Source organism: Nocardia sp. NPDC050412, from assembly GCF_044458825.1.
GTDB lineage: Bacteria > Actinomycetota > Actinomycetes > Mycobacteriales > Mycobacteriaceae > Nocardia.
In genome coordinates, this window is sequence record NZ_JBITIJ010000010.1 from 169,832 (window position 1) to 196,415 (window position 26,584).

At 65.7% G+C, this 26,584-nt stretch carries 27 protein-coding genes; 10 read left to right on the forward strand and 17 right to left on the reverse strand.

Annotation, left to right across the window (positions count from 1 at the left end; translation table 11 throughout):
- Positions 1-5 precede the first annotated feature (5 nt).
- The gene (locus ACIBI6_RS27215) at positions 6-1,058 is read right to left on the reverse strand and encodes an NAD(P)-dependent alcohol dehydrogenase (RefSeq protein WP_364356364.1); all 1,053 of its coding nucleotides are present in this window, start codon (positions 1,056-1,058) and stop codon (positions 6-8) included.
- 185 nt (positions 1,059-1,243) lie between these two features.
- On the opposite strand from ACIBI6_RS27215, the gene ACIBI6_RS27220 reads away from it, so the two are divergent.
- Positions 1,244-2,362: a trypsin-like peptidase domain-containing protein gene (locus tag ACIBI6_RS27220; protein ID WP_364356361.1), complete on the forward strand. Its 1,119-nt coding sequence runs from the start codon at positions 1,244-1,246 to the stop codon at positions 2,360-2,362.
- On the opposite strand, the gene ACIBI6_RS27225 is transcribed toward ACIBI6_RS27220, so the two are convergent.
- The 10 genes from ACIBI6_RS27225 to ACIBI6_RS27270 form a co-directional block, all read right to left on the reverse strand.
- Entirely contained in the window at positions 2,359-2,925 is a 567-nt protein-coding gene (locus ACIBI6_RS27225) for a vitamin K epoxide reductase family protein (RefSeq protein WP_364356358.1), read from the reverse strand. The genes ACIBI6_RS27220 and ACIBI6_RS27225 overlap by 4 nt on opposite strands.
- Positions 2,922-3,698 (reverse strand): thioredoxin domain-containing protein, encoded by a 777-nt coding sequence (locus ACIBI6_RS27230; RefSeq protein WP_364356355.1) that lies wholly within the window; start codon positions 3,696-3,698, stop codon positions 2,922-2,924. The genes ACIBI6_RS27225 and ACIBI6_RS27230 overlap by 4 nt, the downstream gene beginning before the upstream one ends.
- 126 nt (positions 3,699-3,824) lie before the next feature.
- On the reverse strand, positions 3,825-4,670 hold the full coding sequence (locus ACIBI6_RS27235; protein WP_396958277.1) for a polyphosphate kinase 2 family protein: 846 nt from the start codon (positions 4,668-4,670) through the stop codon (positions 3,825-3,827).
- Between the two features lie 120 nt (positions 4,671-4,790).
- Positions 4,791-5,486, reverse strand: coding sequence for an ESX secretion-associated protein EspG (locus tag ACIBI6_RS27240; protein WP_396958278.1), 696 nt, complete (start codon positions 5,484-5,486; stop codon positions 4,791-4,793).
- The gene (locus ACIBI6_RS27245; protein WP_364356346.1) at positions 5,483-6,142 is read right to left on the reverse strand and encodes a hypothetical protein; all 660 of its coding nucleotides are present in this window, start codon (positions 6,140-6,142) and stop codon (positions 5,483-5,485) included. Before ACIBI6_RS27245 ends, ACIBI6_RS27240 begins: the two co-directional genes overlap by 4 nt.
- 3 nt (positions 6,143-6,145) lie before the next feature.
- On the reverse strand, positions 6,146-6,565 hold the full coding sequence (locus tag ACIBI6_RS27250) for a hypothetical protein (RefSeq protein WP_364356343.1): 420 nt from the start codon (positions 6,563-6,565) through the stop codon (positions 6,146-6,148).
- 231 nt (positions 6,566-6,796) lie between these two features.
- Positions 6,797-7,429, reverse strand: coding sequence for a class I SAM-dependent methyltransferase (locus tag ACIBI6_RS27255; protein WP_396958279.1), 633 nt, complete (start codon positions 7,427-7,429; stop codon positions 6,797-6,799).
- A 258-nt stretch (positions 7,430-7,687) separates the two neighbouring features.
- Positions 7,688-8,941: a saccharopine dehydrogenase NADP-binding domain-containing protein gene (locus ACIBI6_RS27260; protein ID WP_364356422.1), complete on the reverse strand. Its 1,254-nt coding sequence runs from the start codon at positions 8,939-8,941 to the stop codon at positions 7,688-7,690.
- A gap of 27 nt (positions 8,942-8,968) precedes the next feature.
- Positions 8,969-10,408: an ABC1 kinase family protein gene (locus ACIBI6_RS27265; protein ID WP_396958280.1), complete on the reverse strand. Its 1,440-nt coding sequence runs from the start codon at positions 10,406-10,408 to the stop codon at positions 8,969-8,971.
- A gap of 257 nt (positions 10,409-10,665) precedes the next feature.
- Positions 10,666-11,346 (reverse strand): TetR/AcrR family transcriptional regulator, encoded by a 681-nt coding sequence (locus ACIBI6_RS27270; RefSeq protein ID WP_364356419.1) that lies wholly within the window; start codon positions 11,344-11,346, stop codon positions 10,666-10,668.
- Positions 11,347-11,769: 423 nt separating this feature from the next.
- On the opposite strand from ACIBI6_RS27270, the gene ACIBI6_RS27275 reads away from it, so the two are divergent.
- The 4 genes from ACIBI6_RS27275 (at position 11,770) to ACIBI6_RS27290 (ending at position 14,661) form a co-directional block, all read left to right on the forward strand.
- Positions 11,770-12,987 carry a DUF445 family protein gene (locus ACIBI6_RS27275; protein WP_364356416.1) on the forward strand — a complete coding sequence of 406 codons (1,218 nt, stop codon included), beginning with the start codon at positions 11,770-11,772 and terminating at the stop codon, positions 12,985-12,987.
- 156 nt (positions 12,988-13,143) lie between these two features.
- Positions 13,144-13,644 carry a helix-turn-helix transcriptional regulator gene (locus ACIBI6_RS27280; RefSeq protein ID WP_364356334.1) on the forward strand — a complete coding sequence of 167 codons (501 nt, stop codon included), beginning with the start codon at positions 13,144-13,146 and terminating at the stop codon, positions 13,642-13,644.
- Entirely contained in the window at positions 13,641-14,291 is a 651-nt protein-coding gene (locus ACIBI6_RS27285) for a heparin-binding hemagglutinin (protein ID WP_396958281.1), read from the forward strand. The genes ACIBI6_RS27280 and ACIBI6_RS27285 overlap by 4 nt, the downstream gene beginning before the upstream one ends.
- A gap of 73 nt (positions 14,292-14,364) precedes the next feature.
- Entirely contained in the window at positions 14,365-14,661 is a 297-nt protein-coding gene (locus ACIBI6_RS27290) for a DUF2516 family protein (RefSeq protein ID WP_396958282.1), read from the forward strand.
- Between the two features lie 74 nt (positions 14,662-14,735).
- Here the strand turns inward: ACIBI6_RS27290 and ACIBI6_RS27295 are convergent, their stop codons facing one another.
- Positions 14,736-16,361 carry a GMC oxidoreductase gene (locus ACIBI6_RS27295; RefSeq protein WP_396958283.1) on the reverse strand — a complete coding sequence of 542 codons (1,626 nt, stop codon included), beginning with the start codon at positions 16,359-16,361 and terminating at the stop codon, positions 14,736-14,738.
- A gap of 102 nt (positions 16,362-16,463) precedes the next feature.
- Here ACIBI6_RS27295 and ACIBI6_RS27300 point away from each other — a divergent pair, with 102 nt between their 5' ends.
- Positions 16,464-17,744, forward strand: a complete 1,281-nt coding sequence (locus tag ACIBI6_RS27300; protein ID WP_396958284.1) for a cytochrome P450 — start codon at positions 16,464-16,466, stop codon at positions 17,742-17,744.
- A gap of 494 nt (positions 17,745-18,238) precedes the next feature.
- Positions 18,239-19,273 (forward strand): alpha/beta fold hydrolase, encoded by a 1,035-nt coding sequence (locus ACIBI6_RS27305; protein ID WP_396958285.1) that lies wholly within the window; start codon positions 18,239-18,241, stop codon positions 19,271-19,273.
- Between the two features lie 4 nt (positions 19,274-19,277).
- Here ACIBI6_RS27305 and purU read toward each other — a convergent pair whose 3' ends face one another.
- Together purU and ACIBI6_RS27315 are read right to left on the reverse strand one after the other, a co-directional pair.
- Positions 19,278-20,168, reverse strand: a complete 891-nt coding sequence (purU, locus tag ACIBI6_RS27310) for a formyltetrahydrofolate deformylase (RefSeq protein WP_396958286.1) — start codon at positions 20,166-20,168, stop codon at positions 19,278-19,280.
- Between the two features lie 181 nt (positions 20,169-20,349).
- Positions 20,350-20,898 carry a GNAT family N-acetyltransferase gene (locus ACIBI6_RS27315; RefSeq protein WP_396958287.1) on the reverse strand — a complete coding sequence of 183 codons (549 nt, stop codon included), beginning with the start codon at positions 20,896-20,898 and terminating at the stop codon, positions 20,350-20,352.
- Positions 20,899-21,099: 201 nt separating this feature from the next.
- Between ACIBI6_RS27315 and deoC the strand changes: the two genes are divergently transcribed.
- Positions 21,100-21,726, forward strand: a complete 627-nt coding sequence (gene deoC / locus ACIBI6_RS27320) for a deoxyribose-phosphate aldolase (protein WP_364356413.1) — start codon at positions 21,100-21,102, stop codon at positions 21,724-21,726.
- 388 nt (positions 21,727-22,114) lie between these two features.
- On the opposite strand, the gene ACIBI6_RS27325 is transcribed toward deoC, so the two are convergent.
- Positions 22,115-22,846 (reverse strand): DUF2993 domain-containing protein, encoded by a 732-nt coding sequence (locus ACIBI6_RS27325; RefSeq protein ID WP_364356310.1) that lies wholly within the window; start codon positions 22,844-22,846, stop codon positions 22,115-22,117.
- Positions 22,847-22,969: 123 nt separating this feature from the next.
- Here ACIBI6_RS27325 and ACIBI6_RS27330 point away from each other — a divergent pair, with 123 nt between their 5' ends.
- Together ACIBI6_RS27330 and ACIBI6_RS27335 are read left to right on the forward strand one after the other, a co-directional pair.
- Positions 22,970-23,578 (forward strand): hypothetical protein, encoded by a 609-nt coding sequence (locus ACIBI6_RS27330; RefSeq protein WP_396958288.1) that lies wholly within the window; start codon positions 22,970-22,972, stop codon positions 23,576-23,578.
- A gap of 94 nt (positions 23,579-23,672) precedes the next feature.
- Complete coding sequence (locus tag ACIBI6_RS27335; RefSeq protein WP_396958289.1) at positions 23,673-25,148, forward strand: hypothetical protein; 1,476 nt, start codon at positions 23,673-23,675, stop codon at positions 25,146-25,148.
- 85 nt (positions 25,149-25,233) lie between these two features.
- On the opposite strand, the gene ACIBI6_RS27340 is transcribed toward ACIBI6_RS27335, so the two are convergent.
- Together ACIBI6_RS27340 and ACIBI6_RS27345 are read right to left on the reverse strand one after the other, a co-directional pair.
- A complete protein-coding gene (locus ACIBI6_RS27340; protein WP_364356301.1) occupies positions 25,234-26,037 on the reverse strand; it encodes a class I SAM-dependent methyltransferase in 804 nt (267 codons plus the stop codon).
- Entirely contained in the window at positions 26,007-26,528 is a 522-nt protein-coding gene (locus tag ACIBI6_RS27345; RefSeq protein WP_364356298.1) for a DUF2505 domain-containing protein, read from the reverse strand. The genes ACIBI6_RS27340 and ACIBI6_RS27345 overlap by 31 nt, the downstream gene beginning before the upstream one ends.
- Positions 26,529-26,584 lie beyond the last annotated feature (56 nt).

Genomic DNA, 26,584 nt, shown 5'->3' on the forward strand with positions numbered 1-26,584 from the left:
ACGGACTAGATCGTCGAGGCGTCGATCACGAACCGGTACCGCACATCGCTGGCGACGACCCGGTCGTATGCGCCATCGATCTCATCGGCCGAGATCAGCTCGATCTCCGCACCGATTCCGTGGTTGACGCAGAAGTCCAGCATCTCCTGGGTCTGCGCGATACCACCGATCATCGACCCTGCCAGCGCCCGCCGGTATCCGGCGATGGTGAAAGGCTTGACGCTCAACGGCTTCTCGGGCATACCGAGGATCACCAGGGTGCCGTCCAGCCTCAGCAGGCGCAGGTAGCTGTCGATCGGCAGATCGGCCGAGACGGTATTGAGGATCAGATCGAAGTGGTTGCGCAGATCGCGGAAGGTTTGCTTATCGCCGGTCGCGTAGTAGTGGTGCGCGCCGAAGCGTTTGCCGTCGTCCTGCTTGCTGAGCGAATGACTCAGCACGGTGACCTCGGCCCCCATCGCCGCGGCGATCTTCACCCCGACGTGTCCGAGTCCACCCATGCCGATGATCGCGACCCGCTTACCCGGCCCCGCATTCCAGTGCCGCAGCGGGGAGAACACCGTGATACCCGCGCAAAGCAGCGGCGCCGCGACATCGAGTCCGATGCCCTCCGGAATCGACAGTACGAAGTTCTCGGTCACCACGACCTGGCTCGAATAGCCGCCCATTGTGTACCCACCCGGCTGGATGGATGCGTCCACCTGGGTGTTGTAGGTCATGGTGGCGCCGTTTTCGCAGTACTGCTCCTCATTGGCCAGACAGGGACCGCAAACGCCGCAGGAATCGACCATGCAGCCGACGCCGACGCGATCGCCGACCCGATGCTTGGTCACCTCCGGACCGACCGCGGCGACAATGCCCGCGATCTCGTGTCCGGGGACGCACGGGTATTTGGCGCCGCCCCATTCATCGCGGGCGGTGTGGATATCGGAATGGCAGATGCCCGCGTATTCGACATCTATCAGCACATCGCGTCGTCCGAGCTCGCGCCGCTCGATCGTGAGCTTCTCGAAATGCCCATCGGGCGTGGACATCGCATACGCAGCAGCAACGCTCATGCCCGCGCCTCACTGGTGCTCGGCTTCGGCATGCGCGGTGGGCGCCGCGTCATAATTCGCTCACTGCGTTCGCTCATGCGTACATGCCTACCGCCGCAGCGGAGGTTTGCCAAACGCGCCGCCGAATATTGATCTCCGGCCACAATGGAATTGGTCAAGGGCCCAGCCGGAGGCGGGAGAGCGGCATGGACGACGAGCGGCACCGCGCGCCCGAGCGGCAGCGAGAAGGTGGCGGGCGCGCGTTGGCGCTGATCGCGGCCTTCCTGCTCGCCGTGGCCGCGTTCTTCGGCTTCCGCGGTGAACTGCCCGACTGGTCGTCGACCTCTGGTGCGGACAACTCCCCGCCCGCCCTACTCGAGCCGCTGCCGCCGCTGGATCCGGTGGCGGTCGCCCAGGCCGTGGAACCGGCGCTGGTGAATATCAGCACGTCCTCACGGCCGTTCGGACTCGGTGCGGCCGGATCCGGGATCGTGCTCACCGCCGACGGACAGGTGCTGACCAGCCATCATGTGGTCAAGGGCGCCGAAACCGTGACGGTCACCGATGTCGGCAACGGCGCCGTCTACGACGCGAAGGTGCTCGGCTACGACGGCGGTGCCGATATCGCGCTGCTGGAGCTCAGCGGCGCCACCGATCTGACAATCGCGCGCATCGGCCGCTCCGCCGAGCTGCGCGTGCACGAGGACGTGCTCGCCATCGGCAATGCGGGCGGTGCGGGTGGCACGCCGACCTCGATCCAGGGCAATGTCACCGATCTGAACAGCTCGATCGTCGCGCTGAATTCCTCCGATCTGACCCGCAAAGCGCTGACCGGGATGGTGGAGATCGCGGCACCGGTCACCGCCGGACAGTCCGGCGGTGCGCTCGCCGATCCCGATGGCACGGTGGTCGGGGTGATCACCGCCGCCTCCGGCGAGACCTCACGCGAGGTCGGGCGCACCCCTAACGGCTATGCGGTGCCGATCGACACCGCGATGCGGGTGGTGGGCCAGATTCGTTCCGGCACGCCCACCGAAACCGTGCACATCGGGCCGACCGCGACGCTCGGTGTACTGATCTCCGACGCGAAACCGAGTGGGGCACGGATCGATGTCGCACTGTACGGGTTGCCGGCTCGCGCCGCCGGGCTCATCGATGGCGATGTGATCACCTCGATCGACGACCGTGACATCACAACCGCGACGGCGTTGCGGGCCGCGATCAATGTGCACAAACCCGCTGACACCGTGCAGTTGGGTGTCCTCGGTGTCGGCGGAGTGCAGCGCAAGATCACCGTGGTGCTCGCGCTGGGCACACCGAACTAGACCAGCGACAGCCAGTAATCCTGGAACTTCAGGAAGATCAGCAGCAGCACCACGGCGTAGAACACCGCGACGAAGGTCCAGCGCCACTCGACGACGATCCGCATCGGCCCCTGCGCACCAGCCCATAGCTGTTCGGTGGCCACCGCGAGCAGCGGCGTGATGATCGCCCACACCACCATGCAGTACGGGCACAGCGCGCCGATCCGGTACAGGCTCTGGAAGATCAGCCAGCAGATGAAGATCGTGCCGAGCACGGTGCCCACCCACAGCCCGCCCCAGATCCAGCGCGGGAAGCGCACATTGGCGACGGCGAGCACCGCGAGGGTGACGACCACCGAGAAGCCGACGATGCCGATGATCGGATTGGGAAATCCGAATCTGGCGGCCTGTTCGGTGGTCATTACGCTGCCGCAGGACAGGATCGGGTTGATGCTGCACGAGGGCCGGTAGCTCGGATCGGTGAACAGCTTGAACCGCTCGATGGTCAACGTGACCGAGGCGAGCCAGCCGGCCAGCCCGCCGATCAGCAGCACCCAGGCGGACCTGGATGTCGCGGTGTTCACTGGCCCGCGGCGGCGGCGATCGCGGGTGCGAGGCCGCCGGGAACCATCAGTTCCTGGCTGGACTGGAGCTGTTTGCCATTGACGAAGACCGTCGGGGTGGATTTGATTCCGCTGGTCAGCATGTCCTTGGTCTTGGCCCCGATGTACTTGTTGTAGCTGTCGTCCATGATGCACTGCCCGACCGAATCGGGAAGGCCGAGGCCCTTCGCGATGGTGATCAGCTGGTCATCGCTCAGCCCCGCGCTGCCCTCGGCGGGCTGCTGCTCGTACATGGTGGACAACCAGCCGAGGTACTTCGACGGATCCGCCTCGGCGACGCAGTAGGCCGCATTGGCCGCGCGCGAGGAGTACTTCGTAGTGGAGGCCTTGTCCAGGAACGAAATGATGTTGTATTCGACGATGGCCGTGCCCTTGTCGACGGCATCCTTGATGACCTGCGCGTTGGCGGCTTCGAAGGCCTTGCAGGCCGGGCACTGCAGGTCGGCGACGACACGGACGGTCACCTTCGCGTCCGGCTTGCCGATGCGGACCGCACCGTTATCGGTGATGGTCGCGGCGGCCCCATTGGGCAGCTGGCTCGCGGTGGCGGCGATGGACGGGGTGGCACCGAGATCGTTCTTGTCGGCGTTCTTCACCGCGATACCGATGCCGATCGCCGCGATGAGCCCGACCAGCACAACGGCCACGCCCACCTGGATGAGGATCTTGCGGTTGCGGTCGGCGCGCTCCGCCGCCGCGAGCGGATTCGTTTTACCACCCGGTTTTTTGCTCACCGTGCGTTCACCACGCCTTTCGCTTGCCTGCCGGTTTCCTGCCGCCACGATGGTAGATCCGGAACACCCCCGGGGCGTGGACGGGCACGGCCACATCATCCGTGGTCAACCTGAGAGGAACCTTGGTCAGACCCGGGTGAGCCTGCGCTGCTGATCCTCGACATCGAATAGGGCCGGCGGCCAGTCGAGTTTCAGCCCCGCCAGCGCATCGATGAGCAGTTCGGTGACCGCGAGGCGGGTGAACCACTTGTGATCGGACGGAATCACATGCCATGGGGCGTAGTCGGTCGAGGTGCGGTCCAGCACCACCTGGTAGGCCTCCTGATAGGCAGGCCAGTAGCCGCGTTCGTCGATATCGGCGGGATTGAACTTCCAATATTTATCCGGTCGGTTCAGCCGTTCGCGCAGCCGCTTCTTCTGTTCGTCGAGCGAGACGAACATGGCGACCTTCACCAGCGTGGTGCCCTGGTCGACCAGTTCCCGCTCGAAGACGTTGATCTCGTCGTAGCGCGGTTCCCAGACCTGCGGCGGCACCAGATTATGCACCCGCACGACCAGCACATCCTCATAGTGCGAGCGGTCGAAGACGCCGAGTTGGCCGGCACGCGGCAGGGCCTTGCGGATGCGCCACAGGAAGTGGTTGCTCTTCTCCTCCTCGGTCGGGACGCCGAAGGAGGCATGGTCGACGCCCTGCGGATCGACCGAACCGATCACGTGGCGGACGATGCCGCCCTTGCCCGCGGTATCCATCCCCTGCAGCACCAGCAGCACGCTGCGGGTATCGCCGGAACGGCCGTTGGCATAAAGCTTCTCCTGCAGATCCGACAGCACGGTGGTGCGTTCGGCGAGCAGCTTCTGGCCCTGCCTCTTGTCACCATTGAATCCGGGCGTACCGGAGGCGTCGAGATCAGCGATGCGCAAGCCATCGGCCCGCAGGGCCTCACTGGGCGGCAGAGACCATTTCTTCGCCATCGATGTATCTTATGGCTGTATTCGTGGCCGCGCCTTCGGCGCGAACGGGTCGCTCGCAAGATTCGCTCCGTTCGGGTGCGCGGATGCTGCGACGTGGCGACTGCCAGTGCCTGGCGACGGTCAGCTGACCTGGGCCAAGCGGAGCAGCTGAGCGGCGAAATCCTCGTCGGTGACCGGGGTCAGGGTCAGCTCGTGCGAGGTGCTGAGCAGATAGCGTCCGTCGCCGGTGAAATCGAGCCAGCTGCGGTGCCGGGTGGGCGGCGACATCGGGTTTTCCGGTTCCACGGTCACGGTGATGAAGCCGCGACCGTCCACCGGTTTTCGCAGGGCCTGGCGGAACCGGGCCGCGCGGCGATGGCCATTGGTGGCGCTGTCGCCTTCGTCGGAATTCAATACCGCGTCCTGCGGCTCCCGCATGGGCGCTAGCTTGCCCGGCTCGGCTGGACCGATGATCTCGACCAGATTTTTGCCGAGGTTGCGGGCGTGGGACATGCGCACCGTCACCTTGTCGATATCGGCGATCAGAATGCCCGCGTGGTTGTGCACCACCGCTGCGAAAACAAGGATCCGCTTGGCCCCCGACTCACCGGAGATGGTGATGGTGGTGGCGTCGGTGCGCGCGCACAGCATGAGTGCGGCGGCCAGATCGGCATCGGCCTGGCGAGCGAAACGCTGGGGTAGTCGCAGTGCGGCGTACTCGGATTCGGTGCGGACGGTGGCGGCGGGCGCCAGATTGACCGGGTAGGGGCGGCGGTCCAGACTCGTTTCGTTCTCCCAGACATGCGTGAATTCGTCCGGGGTGAATACCCATTTCACCGTGTGCCCCCGGGATCCGCCCGCGCGATCTGTGGTCCATCGGGTGGCGGGGTGAATCGGGGGACACGGTCGCCGGAGGTGGGCATGATCGGGGTGTAGACATAGGTCATCGTGTCCTGGACATCGGCCTGCGCCGTAGCAGCGGCCATGTCGTGGTCCATCCTGCGTTGTCCGCCGTGGATCGCCTCGGCGGCCGGATCTTCCAGAGCACGATACTGCGGCGGCGGTGGAATCGCCGCTCGGATGGCCTGTGCCGCATCGGAATTGAGCTCCATCAGGCGCTCTACCGCGCGGCAGATATCGTGCGCCTCGGTGCCGGCGCGGACGAATTCGCGGGTGGCGCGCAGTGCGGCATCGGCGGAACGACCAGACCAGTGCGCGAATTCGCGATTTGTGGCATCGGAGAAAGCCTGGAATGCCTCGGCGACCGCGGTGGCATTGGCGCGCCAGGCATCGGCGACCCGGCCGAGAGCCGCGGGATCGATGACCTCGTGCACCAGATCCCAGATCTCCTGGTGCGTAAAGGCGCCGAACAGTTCGCGCTCGGGTGCGTAGGGGGGATCGGTTCCGCCGCTGGCCGATCGGGCGGAGGCGGCGACGGCGCGCTGCTGGACCCGGATGGCGTCGGCGGCTGCCCTGGTGACGGAATCGGCCATGGGTCAGTGGTTTCCGTCGGCCTGTTCGCCGCGCGGCGACTCCAGGTAGTCGGTGATCAGCTGTAGCGCGGCGCGGTTCGCGGCCTCGGCATCCTCGAAACGTTTGCCCGCGGCCAGATAGGCGGCCTTGTACAGCAGGGCGGTCTCCTGGAATGCGGTGACGGTGTCGAGGAATTGAGTGCCCTTGTCGCCGAAGCCTTTTGCCAGGCCGTGGCCCGTCGGCAGATTGGGGAAGCCCGATACATCGGTGACGAGATGTCCGGTGGCCGTGGCTTTTTGTAGATCCTCGACGAGCTTGTCGCATGCGGCGGCAAGGTTTTCGGCGACATCCTCGGCCAATTCGAAGGGGGCGCCGCCGCTGGTTCCGGTGGCTGCGGCATACAACTGTCTGGCCATCCGCTGACCGGTATCCGGTACCGCCATCTGGGTCGCCCCCTCACGTTCGGTCCACCCACCGTTGCGGGCACTTTACCGCCCCCACCCACCGCCCCGTAACGCCTTATCCCCATCCCCCAACCAACCCTCCGCCGTAATGTGCCCCCTCACATACGTTCTGGGCATGTCGCACACCTTGGTGCTTGGGGTGCAGCGTGTCGTGCGGTGAGTCGGTGTGCGAGGTGTAGCGAAGGTGTGCGGGATGCGCGGAGGTGTGGGTCAGGTGGGGCGGGCGGCGCTCAGGTATTGGAGGGAGCGGTGGATCTGTTGGTCGATGTCGGTGAGGCCGTGTTCGGCAAAGAGTTCGGGGAAGGTGTCGGTGTCGAAGACGCGTAGACCGGCCCAGCCGGCGACGATTTGGCTGGCGCGGCTGAAGGGCGGGTCCCAACGGTGGCTGGTCGTGATGGCGATGCGGCCGCCAGGGGCGAGGACGCGGATCATTTCGCGGGTTGCCGCAATCGGATCGGGGATCAAATAGAGCGCGCCGAAGCAGCAGACGGCGTCGAAGGTGCCCTCGGCGAAGGGCAGGGTGCGGGCGTCACCGCGGAGGTAGCCGACGCGCGGGCCAGCGTTATCGGCGACGGCGCGGGCGAGCATCGGTGCGGAGTAGTCCAGACCGATGGCGTAGCCGTCTCCGTCGAGGGCATTGCTCAGGTAGCGAGTGAAGTTGCCTGGGCCGCAAGCGATATCGAGTACCTTCTGCGACCCGTCGAGGCGCAGGGTGGTGACGGCGTCGCGGCGGTCGGCGGTGGTGCTGCGTCCGCTCGCCAGATAGAACAGTGCAGGCCGCCAAGCCTTTTCGTAGATCGCGGCGAGGGCGGGGGCGTTCATGGTGCGTCGAGCCAGGTTCACCGCACCGACCTCGGGTCGGCTGGTAGCGGTGCGGTGACCCGTCTATGACGCTCGACTGGTCCGGATCTCATTTGTGCTCCTCGTCGTTGGGGAGTTCCGATCACGCGATCGAAGTGTCCGCATCTCGAGCTCTCGCATAACCTCCCGGTTCGGGTGCGGTGTGTCGCGCGGCGAGTCGATGTGCGAGATCTGCCGACGGTCTGCCACGTACGCGGAGGGTATGTGAGGCGGCGGCTGGTCGGGCGACGCGGATGGCAGTTAGGTGCGCTCGACCTCGATGGTCATGCCCGTGGCGCGCAACCGCTCGGTGAGCGCGTCGCCCATCGCGGATGCGGGGGTGAGGATGCCTGCCAATTCGGGCTGCTTCGCACCGTCGAATGCCAGGCACAGTCCGGCCTGTCCGAGCATAACGGCGGTGGCCTGGTAGCCGGGATCGCCGGTGCCGGAGAAGGTCGCCACGTATTTCCCGCCCGAAGACGTGCGCGCGTAGGTCTTCATGCTGAACCAGCCACTGGTGCGCGCCTGTTCGCTCGGTCCGGTGCCGGGCTTGGGCACGATCCGGTCGAGTAGCTTGCGGCCCACCGAGACTCGCGACAGCACCGCACCGGCGGCCATCGTCGCCACGATGCCGCCTGCCATACTGGCGGCCACCAGCGGTGCCGCGGCAGACTTGCCCGCGTTCATCACCTCGCGGTAGCGGAAGTTCTTGCCGTAGACCCAGCCGAGCAGGCCATTGGTGCGGCGCACGATCTTGGTGTTGTGCGCGGCCATGACGAAGGTGCCGACCCATCCGTCCAGGCTTGGATCGATGCTGCTTGCCCGCTGCAGCGCCTGGTCGGTTTGACGGCCGACATCGGGTTCCATCGACTTATCCGGGCTGAGCGAATACGGGTGGCTCATCACCGAACCCTTGGCCGGATCGGCCGCGATGGCCTCCATCATGGCCCGGCCGGAGTCGATGGTGCCCCCGCTCACGCCGCCCTTCAGCGATGCGATCAGCGTGGTGTCCTCGAGCTCGCCGGTGTTGTCCGCGACCGTGCGCTTGTACAGCTGGTACACGCTCAGATCCGACGGAATCGAGTCGTAGCCACAGGAATTCACGATCTTTGCGCCGGTCTCCACCGCCTGCTCGTGATACCCGTCGATCGCGTCCCGGATGAACAGCGGTTCACCGGTGAGGTCGGCATAGTGGGTCCCGGCCTTCGCGCACGCGGCCACCAGCGGCAGGCCGTAGCGCAGGTACGGGCCCACAGTGGTCACCACGACCGCGGCTCGCGCGGCCAGTTCGTCCAGAGCGGCCTGGTCGGTCGAATCGGCGACCACCAGACCCCAATTCGCGGCGGCCGGGCCGAGTTCGTCACGGACCGTGGTCAATTTGTCGAGCGAGCGACCCGCCAATGCGATGCGCGCCTCAGCAGGCGCCGCGCCGAGTAGATACTCCGCGGTGAGCTTGCCGACGAAACCCGTTGCGCCGAAGAGCACTAGGTCGAATTCTCGGTTGTCTGCCATGATCTTCCGTTCGATAGCCGCTGTGGTGGATTATTTGGTGCCGGAACCGCGCGGGGTCGGCTTCTTCGCCCGCGTCCGCGGTTTCTTGGTCGGCGTCGGCTTGCGCTCGATCAACCACTCCCGATGCGCCTTACCCAAATCGGTGACCGGTTCCTCGTCGTAGAGCCATTCGCGGGCGATCTTGTGCCAGTTCGCGGTGCATTCGAGTTGGCCGAGCATGCCGAAGGTGAGGAAGTCGGCGCGCCGGGAGAACAGGTGCTCCGGCGGCAGATTCTGTTGCTTCATCCCGGCGAATTCACTGGCCCGCGGATCGACAGCGAGCAGAAACGCACCGCTTGCCAGCTCCGGGGTAATGGTCAGTTCCTCGTCGGTCAGACACCATTCCGAGGCCGCGAGCACATATTCCAGGCATTCCTCGGCGCCGATCTCGTCCGGCGAATCGATCACGCCGCGCTCGATCATCAACTGCCGCAGGTCTTCGGCCCGATCCTCGGCCGCCGCGCGCAGACAGATCGTCTCGAACCGCACATGTCCGGGATCCATCCGATTGAACAGGCCGAAGTCGAGGAAGCCGACCCGGCCGTCGTTGGCCAGCAACACATTTCCCGGATGTGGGTCGCCACAGAATTCGTTGAAGCTGAACAGCGAACCGACATAGAAGCGGTAGATGATCTCGCCCATTCGATTGCGTTCGGTCGCGGGCAGCTGCCGGATCTCCTCGAATCCCTTGCCCGCCACATATTCACTGACCAGCACGCGCGTCGTACTGAGTTCGGGCAGCGACCGCGGCACCATGATGAACGGATGTCCGGCGTAGAGCTCGGCGATCTGGAGTTGGGTATCGGCCTCGGCGTGATAGTCGAGTTCGCTCTCCATATTCAGCCGCAACTCGTCGAGTACGGCGGGCGTCACCCATGGCATCGCCGATTGCAGTATGCGCCGGAACATGGCCAGATTCTTGAGATCGGCGCGCACCGCCGCATCGATGCCCGGGTACTGCACCTTCACCGCGACCTGACGTCCGTCGTGCAGCCGCCCCAGATACACCTGCCCGATCGAGGCCGCGGCAATGGGCTCGGGCTGGAATTCGGCGAATACCGCGTCCAGCCGCTGCCCGAAGTCCTCCTCGATCACCTGTCGCATCGATTCGAACGAGACCGTCGGCGCGGCGTTGCGCAGCACAGCGAGTCGTTTCTGGAAGCGTTCCCGATGGCTCTCCGGTACCAGATCCAGATCGAGCACCGACATCATCTGGCCGAGCTTCATGGCCACGCCCTTCATGGTCCCGAGGACCGTGACCACCTGCTCGGTGGTGCGGATCATGGACTCCTCGGCCATCTTCGCGCGTACGGCCTCCGACCTGCCCCGCATGGATAGGCGTGTGCGCTGGGTTCGGATTACCGAACTGGCTGCCACCGCACCCAGCTTGGTGCCACGAGCAAGCCGAGAAGTCGGCACTTGCTTCGCCATCGAGGTACCTCCATTGGTGCCAGCGGTCGGCGCGACGGGCGCGCAGGCGGTAGCTTGCGTAACCACGTAGCGACCCGCGCAGACCGCCATCAGGCAGAGCGCGGTGACGTGGGACACCCGCGTACCGCTGGGCTTCAGAGTAGCCAACCTCGCGGCGGTGTCGAGACCGCCGTCACTATTTCAGCTAGCGCCCCAGCTAGCGGCCTGTTAGCGCGCGAAGTCGGGCGATTGATCAGTTGGCGATCACGAGCTAGCGCTCAGGCGCCGGTCTGCGGCGGGTCCGGCAGGATGTGCGGCTGTGCGTTGAAGATCGCACGGGAGCCGCCAGCGCGCGCCATGCCCTCGATGGCACTCCAGGCCATCATGGTCAGGTAGTCGATGACTTCCTCGCGCGACATCGCCTTATCCGTGGTCCACCAGTGTGTTGCCAACTGGATGCCGCCGACCAGCACATACGACCACAGCAGCGCGCCCTCGGTCGCGAAGCCGTGCTCGGCGCCGCGATCAATGATGACCGTGGTGACGACCTCGGCGAAGAGTTTCTCGAATTCGGCCAGCGAGGACTGATCGGTCGAGCCGTTGCCCATGATGAACCGGTAGACCTCCGGGTCCTCGTCGACCGTGCCGACGTAGGCGGCCAGGGCCGAACGGACCAGGTGGTACTCGTCCGCGTCGAGGCTGATCGCCTCGTACACCCGCGGCATCAGGGTGCTCTCGATGAACCGCTGCATGGTCGCGTGGACCAGGTCGTTCTTATCCGAGAAGTACCGGTAGAGCACGGTTTTCGAGACGCCGATCTCCGCGGCGATCTCGTCCATGCCCGCATTGCTGCCTCGCGTGCGAATAGCCGCGAGGGTGCCATCGACCAGCTCTTCGCGGCGGTCGATCTTGTGCTGCCGCCATCGGCGCTTGCGACCGTCCGTCCGGCCGGTGCGCACCGCCGCCGGTCGTTCGGCAAGCTCGCCGACATCGACAAGGTCATCGGTGGACAGCGTGAGCTCCCTCGTTTGTATGGGTTCGTGGACCACCAGCTTAGGTCCAGGCAACGACCGACATGCGCGTTTGGGTGTGGGTTGCGACAGGTTGCACATAATCGGGCCATTCGGCGTCGGTTGCGTGTCGCTCGAGATCGGCCGGGAGCTCGGTCGGTGACACACAGCAGAATGGATGTCATGGAGAAAGCTCCCGGCAACACGGCGGCGCGAGCGACGGGCCCGGAGGCGGTAGCGGAGCGTAACCACGAAGGGCCCCGCGAACGCCGCCAATCCAGTACAGCGGTGCTGGATACGCCCAGGTCCGCAGCACCGACCAGTTTCGCGGCCTTCGTCGACGAGGCGGGTAAGCGTCGCGATCTGTTCAAGATGAAGGCCCTGGCCACCGGGTTTTTGGCGTTCGCGACGGCGATCTATCTGTTCTGCCGCTGGTTGGAATCGCGCGGGGCGGGTGATGATTGGGTCGGTTACCTGCGGGCCGCGTCCGAGGCGGGCATGGTCGGCGCACTCGCCGACTGGTTCGCCGTGACCGCGCTGTTTCGCCATCCGCTCGGCCTGCCGATCCCGCATACCGCGATCATCAGGAAGAAGAAGGATCAGCTCGGTGCCAGTCTCGGCGCCTTCGTCGGCTCGAATTTCCTTGCTCCGGATGTGGTCTCGGCGAAGGTGAATTCGGCGCAGGTCTCCTGGCGGGTGGGGCGCTGGATGGCCGATCCCGGACATGCGGGCCGGGTGGCGCAGGAGAGTTCGACCATTCTGCGCGCGGTGGTCGGGGTGCTGCGGGACGAGGATGTCGAGCAGGTGATCGACAACACCATCGTCAAGCGGATCGCCGAACCGCTGTGGGGTCCGCCGATCGGTCGGGTGCTTGCTGAGCTGCTCGCCGACAATCGGCAGTTGCCGCTGCTCGACATGCTTGCCGAGCGTGCGCACCAGTGGGCGCTCGGTTCGCAGGAAACGATCGACCGGATCGTTTTGCGGGACGCACCGCAATGGGCTCCGAAATTCGTAAACATTCTGCTTTCAGAAAGGATCTATCGAGAACTGGTCGAGTTCACCTGGAAGGTGCGGTCGAATCCGGAACACGAGGTGCGGCTCGCGGCGAATCGGTTCCTCGAGGAATTCGCCTACGACCTGCAGCACGACGACGCCATGATCAAAAAGGCCGAGCGGATCAAGGCGCAGATCATGGGTCGCGAGGAGATCACCGGCATGGCCGAGGCGACCTGGCGCGCGGCCAAGCGGCTGATCCTGGAATCGGCCGACGATCCGAACTCCACGTTGCGGCGCAAGGTCGCCGAGAATGTGCAGCAGCTCGGGGAGCGGCTGCGCGACGATGCCGAGATGCGTGCCAAAGTCGACGATTGGATCGACCGCGGCGCGCGGTATCTGGTGGAAAACTATGCCGGGGAGATCACCACTCTGGTCACCGATACGGTTGCCAGGTGGGATGCCGAGGAAGCTAGCAAGAAGATCGAATTGCAGGTTGGGCGTGATCTGCAATTCATTCGCATCAATGGCACCGTCGTAGGATCGCTGGCAGGGCTGGTGATCTACACGATTTCGCATTTGATGTTCGGCGGCTGACCGCCGCGGCGTGAGTTCAGGCCCGGAGGCAGCAGCCTGCGTAACCATGGCGAACTGGGTGGAGCGCGCTGTTACCGGAACGGTGCTAACAGTGTGCTTGCAATAGCTAGCACCCTGCCTTAGAATTGGATACGTACAACCGCCAGAAGGTGAGTGATGGCAGACCAGCCCGAAGGTTCCGCCGAGTACACCGACGATTCGCAGGAGAGATCCAGCGGTGTCGGCGAAAAGGCGGCGCGTGTGGCCAACGCGGCACACGACATCGGAGGTTTCATCAGGGCACAGCGAGAAGCCGCGCAAGTCTCGTTGCGTCAGCTCGCCACGCTGGCGGGAGTGAGCAATCCGTACCTCAGCCAGATCGAGCGCGGATTGCGTAATCCGTCCGCTGAAGTACTCGCGCAGATCGCAAAGGCACTGCGGGTCTCTTCGGAGGTGTTGTACGTACGGGCTGGCTATCTCGAGCAACGGCCGCACAGTCCGGTCCGGGATGCCCTGCTTGCCGATACGTCGATCAGCGAGCGGCAGAAGCAGGTGCTGCTGGAAATCTATGAATCGTTTCGCCGGGAAAACGGAGGAAGCGAGCCAGGGGGGAACGAGTGGGACAGCGACGTTCCGAGCACATCACCAACTCCGCCACGCCAGGAGAGCGAAGAATGACCGAAAACGCAACCATCAAGCCACTGTTCGCAACCGTCGGTGCCGGTGATGCCGTGTACACCGCGGTTGTCGACGCCGTCAGCCAGGTGCGTGAGCGCGCCGCCACCGCCGATGTCAGCGGTCGCGTCGAAGAGGCGCGCGAGCGGTTCGCCAACGTACCCGCCGATGTCCGGGCCCAGTTCGAGACGCTGCGCGAGCGGCTGTCCGGACTGCCCTCGGAGTTGCCGGAGGACCTCGCCGAGTTGCGCGAGAAGTTCACCCCGGAGGAGCTGAAGGCGCTCGCCGAGAAGTACTACACCCAGGTGCTCGACATCTACGCGGATCTGGCTGTGCGCGGCGAGGAGACCGTCGAGCGGCTGCGCGCCAACCACCTGGTCGAGGATCAGATCGAGCGCGTCGAGACGCTGTACAAGGATGCGGCCAGCCGCGCCGAGGATGCCCTCGCCAAGGTCAACGAGTTGATCGGCCGTCCGGTCAAGGAAGAAGACGAGGCCGAGGTCGAGCCGGTCGTCGAGGCCGAGGTCATCGATGTGACCACCGAGACCGCGCCCGCCACCGACGGCGCCGCCGCCAAGAAGGCTCCGGCCAAGAAGGCGCCCGCCGCCAAGAAGGCTCCGGCCAAGAAGGCGGCCCCCAAGAAGGCCTGACGCCCTTACCTTCTCCACGCCGACGGCCCCGCACACCCGACGTGTGCGGGGTCGTTGCTTCTATGATGGGCTGGTGGACACAGCGCACGGATTGGCCAGCTGGATCTTGTACGGGCTGCGGCTCTTGGCGCTCGGCGCGACGATTTTCGCGCTCATCCACGCCATCCGCCAGCGTCCCGACGCCTTCACCGCGGTCGACAAGCTGACCAAACCGATCTGGATCGCGATCCTCGGTGCCGCGCTGTTGTTCCTGCTGCTGTCGCTGAGCGTCACGAGTTTGCTTGCGCTGGTGTCGATTATCGCGACCGGCGTGTACCTGGCCGATGTGCGGCCGAAGGTGGACGAGGTTCAGCGCGGGCCGCGCTGGTAGTAGTGCGCTCGGTTGAGCTGTCGGGGGAGTGCGGCGCTCGCGGTTGGCTGCGTCGTGCTCGGCACGTCCGCCAACTACTCCCCGGAACGAATGATCTCTTCGATATTGCGCTCAGCCAGCGCACAGATCGTCAACGAGGGGTTCACTGTTCCGGTGCTGCCGGGCAAAGCCGCCCCGTCCATCACGTACAGGCCTCGATAACCACATACCCGACCGTACGGGTCCGTCGCGCGTCCGATCACCGCGCCGCCCAACGGATGTGAGGTGAATGAGGCGTCCGCCTCCAAGGCCGGTTGGGCGATGGACGGGCATTGGCAGGTCGCCTTGTTGTTGACTTCCCGCGCTCGCGCCAGGTAGTCGGTGGCACCGTTTGCTGGCCACTGCAGCTCGACGCTCCCGTCGGTCGGGTTGTAGACGAAACGGCCGCGGGTGTCGTCGAGCACAATGCCCAGCGACGCGACGATACCGATGTCGAAGGGCGTCGTGCCGGGGACGAACCAGTTCTCCAGCGACACGGGTGCGCCCGCCTCGTCCAGAATCCGGCTCGCGGACGGCGTGCCCTGCGTACCGACCTCGAGCGAGTTCGCAGGCCGCGCCAAGGCGACGTCGCCGTTGCTGCCCCAGCCTTCGCCGATATGCTCGTTCAGGTTCGGCAGCGCTCCGGTTTCCCGCGCGCATACCAGCAGCTCGGAGGTGCCGATGGAGCCCGCGGCGAGGAACAGCTTGTCGCAGGTCAGTGTTCGTATGCGGAGCACCTCGCCGGTAGGTGCGAGTTTGGTCACGGTGACGGTATAGCGACCCGACGCTCCCGGTTCCTTGGCGACGGCGTCCACGCGATGGCCGGGATAGATCTGGGCGCAGCCGGTGTCCTCGGCATAGCGCAGGTAGTTCTGGCTCAGATCGAACTTCGCGCCGTTGGAATTGCCGAGGTTCGAACAGCCGACCGTCGCCGACGGCATCGATCGTCCGGTCAGCTCGTCGCGGATGACGTCCCAATTCCAACTGCCGCCGATGCGCTGCGGCGTGTAGCCGGCCGCGCGGACCTGCTCGTCCCAGGCCCGCGAGTGGGTGAACGCGAAAGAGTCGTAGATATCGTTCGGTATCGAGCTCAGCCGCAACGTATTTCGGACCCTGGGGTAGTAGACGTCGTGCATCTCGCGGTAGTCGACCACACCCTGGAACACGCTGTCGAAGAACCGCTGCTCCGGCTCGATCATCACTCCGGTGAACACCACCGAACCACCGCCCACGCATGCACCGTGCCACACGTCGATACCCGGATAACTGGAAACGTCGAGGACCCCGCCGAACGGATCGATTTGCACCGGGATCTTGTTCACGCCGGTAAAGGTGGCGCGGTGCCAGAAGCCGCGGCCATCCGGAATCGTGTCGGTGGCGAAGATGTTGCGCCACGGATCACTGGGCCAGCGCGACCCCCGCTCGAGCACCGCGACCTGGGTCCCCGACTGCGCCAGACGCAGGGCGGTGATCGACGCCCCGAATCCCGATCCGATGACGATCGCAGGCACATGATCGGCCGGGTCCGGCAGCGGCGCGAAGATCTCCGGCACCAGCGTGCGGTACACCGACGATCTCGGGCTCGGGCTGTAGTCATCGGCCCGCGCCGCAAGCGTGCTTCCACTCGCAAAACCCAGCATCGTCGCCAGGCCAGCGCCCTTGACGAAACCGCGCCTGTCCATGGTGCCTCTCACCCGATCCGAAAGTTGCTCCAGCAGCCGATAGCTCCAGTCCGTCCATAGCGGCTATCTATCATATGAAAAGGGGGAGTCGGAGGTGACAACATGTGGATACGCGTATGGATCCGGTGGCTGATGATGCATGGCGTGCCACGGTTCTACCTCCTGTGGGCGGCGCGTCGGGGCGATCCCCTCGGACAGATCGCGGTCGGTCCGGATCGTTTGCTCGGCTCGTCGCAGTACATCGAGGAGATCCGCCAGCGAGGCCGGATGCCCAAGGTGTCGGGTTTGCGCGTGACCGCGGACTACGAATTGTGCCGACTCATCCTGCGAGACCGTCGCTTCAGCGTTGTCACGCCCAACCATTCGGCCTTGCCGAAGCCCATCCGCTGGGTGATGACCAAAACGGATCCTGGACTTCCCAACCTCGCGGAGCCACCCTCGATGCTGGTGACCGATCCGCCCGACCACACCCGGTACCGACGCCTGGTCGGGCAGGCGTTCACCCCGAAGGCGATCGCCAAACTACGGGAGCGGGTTGTCGAAGTGACCGATGACCTGCTCGACCGCCTGGAATCGGAGCCGCGACCGGATCTGATCGTCAACTTTTCCGCACAGTTGCCGGTCGCGATCATCGCCGAGATTCTCGGGTTGCCCGCGCATATGCATTCGACCCTGCTGAAGTGGGGAGATTCCGGTGCACCGCTGCTCGAACGCGGCCTGAGCTGGAGCACCTACCGCCACGCCATCGACGACTTGGCCGAGGTGCAGCGGTACTTCGACCAACACCTCGATGGACTCACCACCCAGCCGGGCGAAGATGTGCTCAGCATGCTGGTGAAGGGTGGTGAGCTGACTCGCCGCGAGCAGATGGCCAATGCGGCGCTGCTGCTGGACGCCGGATTCTTGACGACGGTGAATATGCTCGGCAACGGAATCGCCCTGCTGACAAGCCATCGTGACCAGCTGGAACTGCTGGCGGCGCGGCCGGAGCTGTGGCCACGCGCGGTCGAGGAAATCCTGCGCTACGACGGACCGGTGCGGATGACGGGCCGAGTCACGAACTGTGAGGTTCACATCGCCGATCAGCGCGTCGAATCCGGATCCCTGGTCCTGCTGTCGTTGGCGGGCGCAAACTACGACCCCGCCGTCTTCCCCGATCCCGAACGATTCGATGTGACCAGGGCCAACGCCGCGGATCATCTCGCGTTCGGCAGCGGGTTGCATGGTTGCCTGGGCGCCACGCTGGCCCGATTGGAGGGCTCCATCGCGCTGCGAGCCCTCTTCGAGCGGTACCCGGATCTGTCTCTGGACGGTCCGCCGATACCGCATCCCCTGCGCAATCTGCACGCCTACCGCTCCATGCCCGTCAAACTGAGTGCTTGAGCCGGTCGCGGCTGAGGTTGGGGATGGCCGTATTGAGCGCTCGCGGTCTGCGCGCGGTGGTCGGCTAGTCGGGAGATTGGGCTCTCGGCCCCAGAGGTAGCTGGGCGACGGGTGCTGGGCGGGAATTCGGTGGGTGGCGGGTGCTGGGCGGGAAAATTCGGCAGCTGGCGGACGCCGGGCGCGCGAATTCGGTGGGCGGCGGGTGCTGGTCGGAGATTCGGCTGGGCGGCGGGAATGGATTTTCGATCGACTTGGAGAGATCTGGTCGGAGGAACGGAGATTCGATTCGAGTGTGGTCCGCAGGTGGGCGCAATGGTTGGTTCGTGCTGGTGACGGCAGGTTTGAACCTTCGAGCGGTTGGGCGGATGGGCCCGGATTTGTGATCGGTCACAAGGATGGGCGGGGAGAAGTGGGGATAACTTTTGGGGTGCTTGCACTAGCAAGCACGGCGGTTTGCGTTTAGTGTATCGGGGAGTAACACAAAGGAGTGTCCGATGCGTGCAATGCCGCCTGCGCTGGTGGACTTCCCTGGTCGGGTCCGGGGGTTGCTTCACACACACCGCGCCAACCTGCGGTCGCGTACCTATGCGACCGCGGCCTTCAATCCGCCGACCGGGCCGTATGAGGTCGTTCCGGTGGTCACTCGGGATGGTGCGCGTTTGCGCGTACACGTCTACGGACCGGCCGATGCGCAGACGATCGTGCTGGTACACGGCTGGACCTGCGCCATCGAATACTGGAATGCGCAGATCAACGAGTTTGCCGATCAGTACCGCGTAGTCGTCTACGACGTGCGCGGTCACGGCGAGAGCGAACTCGGCTCCAGCCCTCTGACCACCGATCTGCTCGCCGACGATCTGGCCACTGTGCTCGATGCCACACTGCGCCCGGGCGAGCGGGCGGTTGTGGTCGGCCACAGCCTCGGCGGCATGACCCTGCAGGCCTGGGCCGGACGTTATCCGGACCGAGTCGCGAAGCAGGCATGCGCAGTACTGTTGACCAACACTGCGCCGGGGCGACTGATCGCCGAGACGACCGTCCTCCCGTTCCTCAATGCCCCACTCCCGTTGCTGAATTGGCGAATCGCGCTGCCGTACGCCCTCGGCCGCCTCGGCCTCGGCGCCGCGCTCGTCTTCCCGCCGATCGCCCCGGTGAAGTGGGCGTTCGCCCGACAGATCATGAGCTCGCGCTCCACCGGCGACGTAGTCGACTACAGCCTGGCGGTCGTCCGCTCCTGCCCCGCCCGCGTCCGTGCGAAATTCGGAATCCTGCTCGCCGAACTGGATCTCGGCGAATCGGCCCGCAACCTCGTCGTACCGACCACAATCCTGGCCGGCGAATTCGACGATATGACCCCGCCGGTACACGCCGAGCGAATCGCCGAAATGCTCAGGGAGACAGGCAGCCTGGTCAAGTACGAGGTGCTCCCGCAGGGACATCTGGGAAACACCGAGATGTACGAGCGGTTCAACGAGGAACTGGTTCTGATCCTCGATTCGATGCGTCAGCTCGCCAAAGCAGCCGGGTAAGGGGTCAGGAGAAGACCACGGTTCGGCGGCCGTGGACCAGGACGCGGCCCTCGAGGTGCCAGCGAAGGCCGCGGGCCAGGACTACGCGTTCGATATCGCGGCCCTGGCGGACCATATCGCGGACTTCGTCAGCATGGTCGATGCGGATCACGTCTTGTTCGATGATGGGACCCGCGTCGAGTTCGGCGGTGACGTAGTGACAGGTCGCCCCGATCAGTTTGACGCCGCGAGCGAAGGCCTGATGGTAGGGCCGGGCGCCGACGAACGAGGGCAGGAAGCTGTGATGGATATTGATCGCCTTGCCTGCCCAGTGTTCGCACAGTTCGGCGGGCAGCACCTGCATGAAGCGGGCCAAGACGACGGCGTGCGGGTCGTGGGCGTCGACCAGGGCGCGGACTTCCTCGAAGGCGGGGCCGCGTTCGGCCGGATCCTTCGGGAAGGGCACGTGGTGGAACTTCACGCCGTGCGCCTCGGTCATCCCAGCGAGGTCCGGGTGATTGCCGATCACCGCTTCGATGGTGGCAGGCAGTTCACCGCTCGCGGCACGACCGAGCAGATCGTGCAGGCAGTGGCCGTCTTTGCTGACCAGTAGTACGGCTCGGCGACGCTCACCGGAGTCCAGCAGTTGCCACTCTGTCTCCGTGCCGAAGTCGGCCGCGACTCCGGCGAACCGGTCGCGCAGTTCGGCGATGCCGAACGGCACCGTCGACGCCTTGATCGCCTGACGGGTGAAGAACCAGCCGATATCCGGATCGGAGTGATAACCCGCCTCCACAATGGACCCCCCGAACTCCGCGATGAAGGAGGTGATCCTGGCGATGATGCCGGGACGGTCCGGGCACCCGAGGGTGAGCACGTAGCGTCGGTCGTCCGAGGCAGGTGGAGCGGAACTCATGGGCTCATCCTCCCAGGTCGAGTATGTGCAATTCGCACCACCTGCGGGACCAGGTGTTGAGCGACCTCGCCGCCGAGAAAGCGCTCTTGGCGGGCCGCTGTCGGTGTTTGCCTCCACCGAGACATGCTGATCTTGAAATCGTCGGCCCCGACCCGTGCCCGGAAAACCCGCAGCGACCCACCTACAACTCGTAAAACGGCTCCGCATAACGGAATTCACCAGTGATCTGCGAGTCATACGCCGACAGCGTGCGCACCTGGAAGTGGGAAACCCAGGCCGGTTCGTTCGGCGTTATGCCGAGGCGGGCGGCGGGCAGGAAGCCGAACTGGGGGTAGTAGTCGAGGTGGCCGAGCAGGCCGATCAGGGGTTCGTCGAGGGCGTCGGCGGCGCCGAGAGCGGCGTGCATCAGGGCCGCGCCGACGCCATTGCCCTGATGTTCGGCCAGGACGCCGATCGGGCCGAGGGCGAGCACCGGGAACGGGCCGACACCCGCTCGGGTGAGGCAGACGTGGCCGATGACGGTGTCGTGTTCCACCGCGACCATCGATAGGGTGGGGATCCAGCCGGAGTCGCTGCGCAACCGGGTGACGAGGTCGACCTCGGGTGGGTCTTCGGTGAGTGCGGCCGTCTCCCGGTCGTTATCGGCGTTCGCGTACTGCGGTCCGAAGGCGCTGCGGTGGACGGCCGCGATCGCGGCGGCATCGTCGGCGCGTTCGCGACGGATCAGCACGGTGTCTTCTCCTCCTGAACGATTGGGCCATCCGCAACTGCGCAACACCTCGGCCGTGCAGTCGCAAGCGCTGTCTAGCTCCACCGACACTATCGAGTGTGCGCGATGTGTCGGAGGCACGCAACGGAATTCGCCACCGGTGTGCCAGACTCTCACCTTGTGGCAAATTCCGCGTCGCTGACCAGGGCCGAAGTGGCGGCCATGATCGATCACACGCTACTGGCGCCGGAGGCGACGGCCGCGGAGGTGGACGCGTTGGTCGCGCAAGCACGCGAACTCGGCGTCTACGCGATCTGCGTATCGCCGTCCATGCTGCCGATTCGGGCATCCGGCGTGGTGGTCGCCACAGTCGCCGGATTCCCTTCTGGAAAGCACCATTCGCTCGTCAAGGGCGCCGAGGCGCGCCTCGCGGTCGAGCAGGGTGCGGCCGAGGTCGACATGGTGATCGATGTCGGAGCCGCGCGCGCAGGCGATTACAGCGCGGTGCTGTCCGATATCGTGACGGTGCGTGAGGCTATGGGGGATCGCGCGGTGCTCAAGGTGATCATCGAATCGGCGGCGCTGTCCGATGCCGCGATCGTCGAGGTCTGCCGCGCCGCCGAACGTGCCGGCGCCGATTTCGTGAAGACCTCCACGGGATTCCACCCCTCCGGTGGTGCCAGCGTGCACGCGGTCCAGTTGATGGCCGAGACCGTCGGCGGACGTCTCGGTGTGAAGGCCAGCGGTGGCATCCGCACCTGCGAGGCCGCCGCCGAACTGATCGCTGCGGGCGCGACTCGTCTCGGACTGTCGAAATCCCGTGCGGTGCTGGAGGGTTTCCCGGCCTGATGCCGAACGCGTCGTCGAAGCATGCCGAGCGTGTGGGCTAATTCCTCTGTTGATTGCGATATCTCGGTCGGATCGCGTATGCCGCTGGTTCGACCGCGACGACGACCGCCACCGCGGGCGGTCGTCGCGGGCTTGATCCGCTCGTGCCCCTGCTGCGCACCGTCGGCAACCCAGACCTGCGTTGCTGGCGGACCTGGGTACAGCAAACGTGACTGATGACGCGGCGGCGGTCGGTCGAACCGGATGGAACCGAGGCCTGGGTCGGGCGTTGCATGGCGGATCCGACTACGGACCCCGGGGATTCGACAACCCAGCTATGGAAATGCCTACCTAGAACGCGTTTTCACCGACCGAAAGTCCGCTGCACCGCGCGGCCCGATGAGCCGCCTCAGCAGCTGACATTGCCGTTATTCTGCGCGGCGGGCAGTTCGGTGCGCCCACCGGCCAGCTTCACCACGACGCCGTTATCGGTGACCTTGACATCGGTGGCCTTCAGGCCCAGCGGGTAGCTCTGCAGACTCTGCGTGAACACTTCGACGATGCCCGACACCACATCGGTCGGTATCCCCATGCCGAGCAGCGCCGCCGACTTCGTCTCGATCTGCACGGTGCCGTCCTTGATCTCCGGCTTCACCTGCAGCTGCGCGAGTCCGCCGAGCACATCCAGGGTCAGCATCCCGGTCGACGATGCGGACGACACGCCGCTGACCAGGCCGCCGAGCGTCTCCCGGATGCCGTCGTTGCCCCAGGTGACGTCGGCTGAGGAGCTGCCGATGGTGCCGCCGCTGCCATTATCGCTGATCTCGACGTCGTTGAACTTGGCGTGCACCACCATGCCGACGGCCGGACCGAACTTGGAATCGTCGCTGTTCACCTTCAAGTGATCGACCTTCCCGTCGATCCAGGTGATCAGCATCGGCTTGGCTCCGAAGCTCACATCGATCTTCGAACCCATATCCTTCTCGAACTGTGTGCTGATGCACCGCGAAACCTGGTAGCGCGCGTATGCCTCCCCGCCGACCAGCACGGTAGCGAGCAGAATTGTGACCACGACGAGCGCGATCACGAGTGCCCGCCGGTTGACCGCCCGGGGCGGTGGGCTCTGCGTTCCTGTGTTCATGGGTCGCTCGTTGGGCTGGCTCATGCGCTCGATTCTTCCCGACCTTTCTGTGCTCGCTATGAGGGCGCTGTGAGGGGTTCGATTGTGACATGCGACACAGAATTCGAGCGTAGCCTGGTCGACATGGCTGGCGATGCGGCGGGCCGTGCACTCGATTCCGCCGAGCACGGGTGGCGTGTGCTGCGGCGATTGGCTGGGCGCCATGCCGGGTTCTTTACTACCAGGCAGGTGCTGCGCGCCGGATGTGAGGCGCGTGTTCGCGTCGGTCTGGGCGACGGCTCGGTGTCGCGAGCCGGGGTCGGGATTTTGCGGTTGGCCGAGTGGCCCACCGGCCCCCTCGACGAATACGCCATGTGGGCGGCCTGGTTCGACGGGGCCGCCGCGGTATCGCATCAGAGTGCTGCGGAGTTGCATGGACTCGGTCGACTACGGCCGCGATTCCTGCATTTGTCGGTCGGTTCCGGACGACCGCCGGTCACCCCGCGACTGGTGGTGCTGCGCCGCCCGCTGATTCCGGCCGATCTCGAATCCGCGGGCGCATTTCTGGTGACCACGCCGGTGCGCACGGTGCTCGATCTGGCCGAGGCCGATATCGGGCAATCCGCATTGGATGAGGTGGTCGGCGATGCGGTTGCCATCCATCGCTGCGATAGCGACGAAATCCGGTCCGCGAGTGTGCGACTACCGCCGCGTGCGGCGGCACGGGTGCGCCGGGCCCTCACCGCTGTGTGATCGGCGCGGTGAAGTCGCGAATGATCCGATTCGGCTATCAATTCGGTCGATCTCCGGTTTTGCCCGGCGCGCAATCATGGCAGGGTGACTGACCATGGGGACGGTAGGTCAGGGCAAGTGGGATCTCGTCTTTCCGTCCGGACCGCCCGAGCGCATCGGCGATATGTTCGCCACCGCCGTGGTCGCCGATGCGGTGCGCAGATATGACGCCGACCTCGCACAACAGGTCGAAACCTGCCGTGACTGGCGCTGCGGCTACCGCGGCATCTTCCGTGGCCTGACCGCGCTGGCCGCGAGCTCGCCCGCGGTGTCGGTGGGGACCGCGACCGACGGTTTGCGGGCCGCACGCCAGCTGCTGCGTTTCGTGACCGGGCACACGATCGCACCGCTGCACAGCGTCGACATCGATGCGATCGCCACACCCGATGGACTCCAAACCGGTCGGATCGACGGTACTGCGAAACCTGCCCCCAGACTCGAAATCCCGTTCCGTGGAGAACTATTGGCCGAAGAGGCGCTGTGGCAGCAGCTGACCGACTGGCGTCGCCGCGGCATAATCGAGCCTGCCTTCGCAGCGGCGGTGGAGCGGGTGATCGATCATCCGGAGTGGTTGTCGCTGCCCGGTTTTCGAGTGATCGTGACCGGGGCGGCGGCCGAACTCGGTCCGCTACGGCCGCTATTGCACTGGGGCGCTGACGTTCTCGCGATAGACCTACCCGGAGCGCAGCGATGGCGCGAGATTTCGGACCTCGCGAAGGCGGGAGCGGGTCGGCTGCGCTACCCCGTCACGGCGGGACCCGGCGCGGATATCACCAGGCAGTTCCCGGCATTGGTGCACTGGATCCGCGCCCAGTTCGACCGCGACGCCCGCCCGGTATTCGGCCTGTACGCGAATGGTCCCGGACCGCAAGGGGTTCGACTGGCCGCGGCCATGGATGTCCTCGTCGAGGATCTGCTCGAGCACCGCGATGACGCCGCCATCGCATACCTCGGTTCGCCGACCGACTGCTACGCCGTGCCCGAGGACGTCATCGCGGACGCTCACGCCCGTCTGCGCGAGCGCGGCGTCGGCCCGCACCTGTTGCGCGTGCTCACCGCATCAGCCCTGTACCGGCCCAACTACCGCACCACGAACCCCGACCACCTCGGCGCGACCTGGAGCGTCGCCGACACACTGCTCTCCGCCGAGGGGCCGAATCACGCACTGGCCCAACGCCTCCTGCGCTGGCGCACGGTCCTCGCGCACACCGCGGGCCGCACGGTCTCATGTGTCGTCGCACCACCCGCCATGACGAAATCCCTCCGCGCCCAACGCTCCCTCGCCGCCTCCTACCGCGGCGCCCGGCACTTCGGCATCGAAGTCTTCGACCCCGACACCGCCCGAACTCTGCTGGCGGCCAAGCTCGTTGCCGATCTCTCCGCCCCACCCGAAGCCGACTCGAACCCCGAGAACATATTCGTGGCCGGTGCCGCCCACGGCGGCCTCTGGCGTCAGCCCTTCGAGCCGACCTCGATCCTCCCGCTCGCGGCGCTGACCGGCTATTTCCGCACGCTCCTCGGCCGTCCCTGACGACCGAGGCCGATCGCCGCCGGGTCTTCTCGGGCGCGCGTCGCCGACCGAGAAGCCCCCGCCACCAGTGCGACCTGATCTTGATCTAAGGCGTTGGGTTGGGGGCGACGACGGGCCAGGGGACCGAGAGCACACAGTCGCGCATGCGGCGGCGATAGGTGCGGACCGGGTAACCCTCCTGGCGGAGGGTCTCGGCCGCTGCACGCCAGCGCACTCGGGGGCCGAAGGGGGCGAGCGGCGCGGCACGAGCCCACGCGCGATCAGCGGCCGTCAGCAGCGCGTGGATCGGTTCGCCGGGAACGTTGCGGTGGATCAACACCTTCGGCAGGCGCTCGGCGATATCGGACGGACGTTCGACCGTGAACGGATCCCACGCCAGGGTGAGCGAGAGCGGTCCGGATCGATCCAACAGCACCCAAGCGCAACGTTTGCCCAGCTCATCGCAGGTGCCGTCGACGAGTAAACCGGCCGGATCCATCCCGGACAGAATGGTGGCCCACGCATCGGGAACGGCCGGCTCCGGATATTGGCGCAGCACATTGAACGCGCGCACCAGCACCGGCCGTAGTCCGGCCAATTCGAAGCCGCCGCGCGCGAAGGTGACGCCGTCGCGGGCGGGCACCACACGTTCCGGATCGATCTCGAGCCCGACCACCCGCACGTCCGCGCGGACGGTGCGCAGGCGGGCCGCCAACTCCAGCGTGGTCCACGGACTCGCCCCATAGCCGAGGTCGACGACCAGTGGATCGGCCGCATCGCGCAGTCGACCGGTGACCAACTCGTCGTGGATCAGCCAGCGGTCGCTACGTCGTAATCGATTGACACCAGTGGTGCCCCTGGTGATGGTGCCGACCGGCCTCAGCGGGTCGGGTTTTGCTCTTCCAGCCACTTCACGGTCTGCTCGGCCTCGCCGCGGAACAGGTCGACCAGGTTGACCAGCATCAGCTGTTCGAGTCGCGGGCCGACCATCGGGATGAACACCTTGGCCTCGGAGGAGAATCGCATGGTGCAGCCGGTGTCGGTGGGGAACAGGCGAATGGTGCCGCCGAGGCTGCCCGGCCCGGCCGGAATGGAGGCCGAGAACTTGCCGACCGACTCGTTCTCGTCGAACGGTCCCCAGCTCTCCTTGCGGGTGATGACCATATCTTTGCGCATGACCGCCTGCGCGATCTCCGGCAGCATGTCGCGCGGCAGGATGTGGTTCAGCACGACATCGATACCCGAGTCGCTGACATCGAGGCTCGCGACTTCGTTACCGGGCGCTATTTTCGACATCTCCGCGCACCGGTCTTCCCAGTACTCCCGGGTCGACATCGCCGCGTACAGCTCCTTGGTGGTGTGCAGCGGGAAGCGGGCTGAATAGTCCAGTCGGCGAGCCATGAGGGTGTACGTTACCGGGACCGCATGCCGCCGCATCGCTCGGCGGTGGGTCTGGG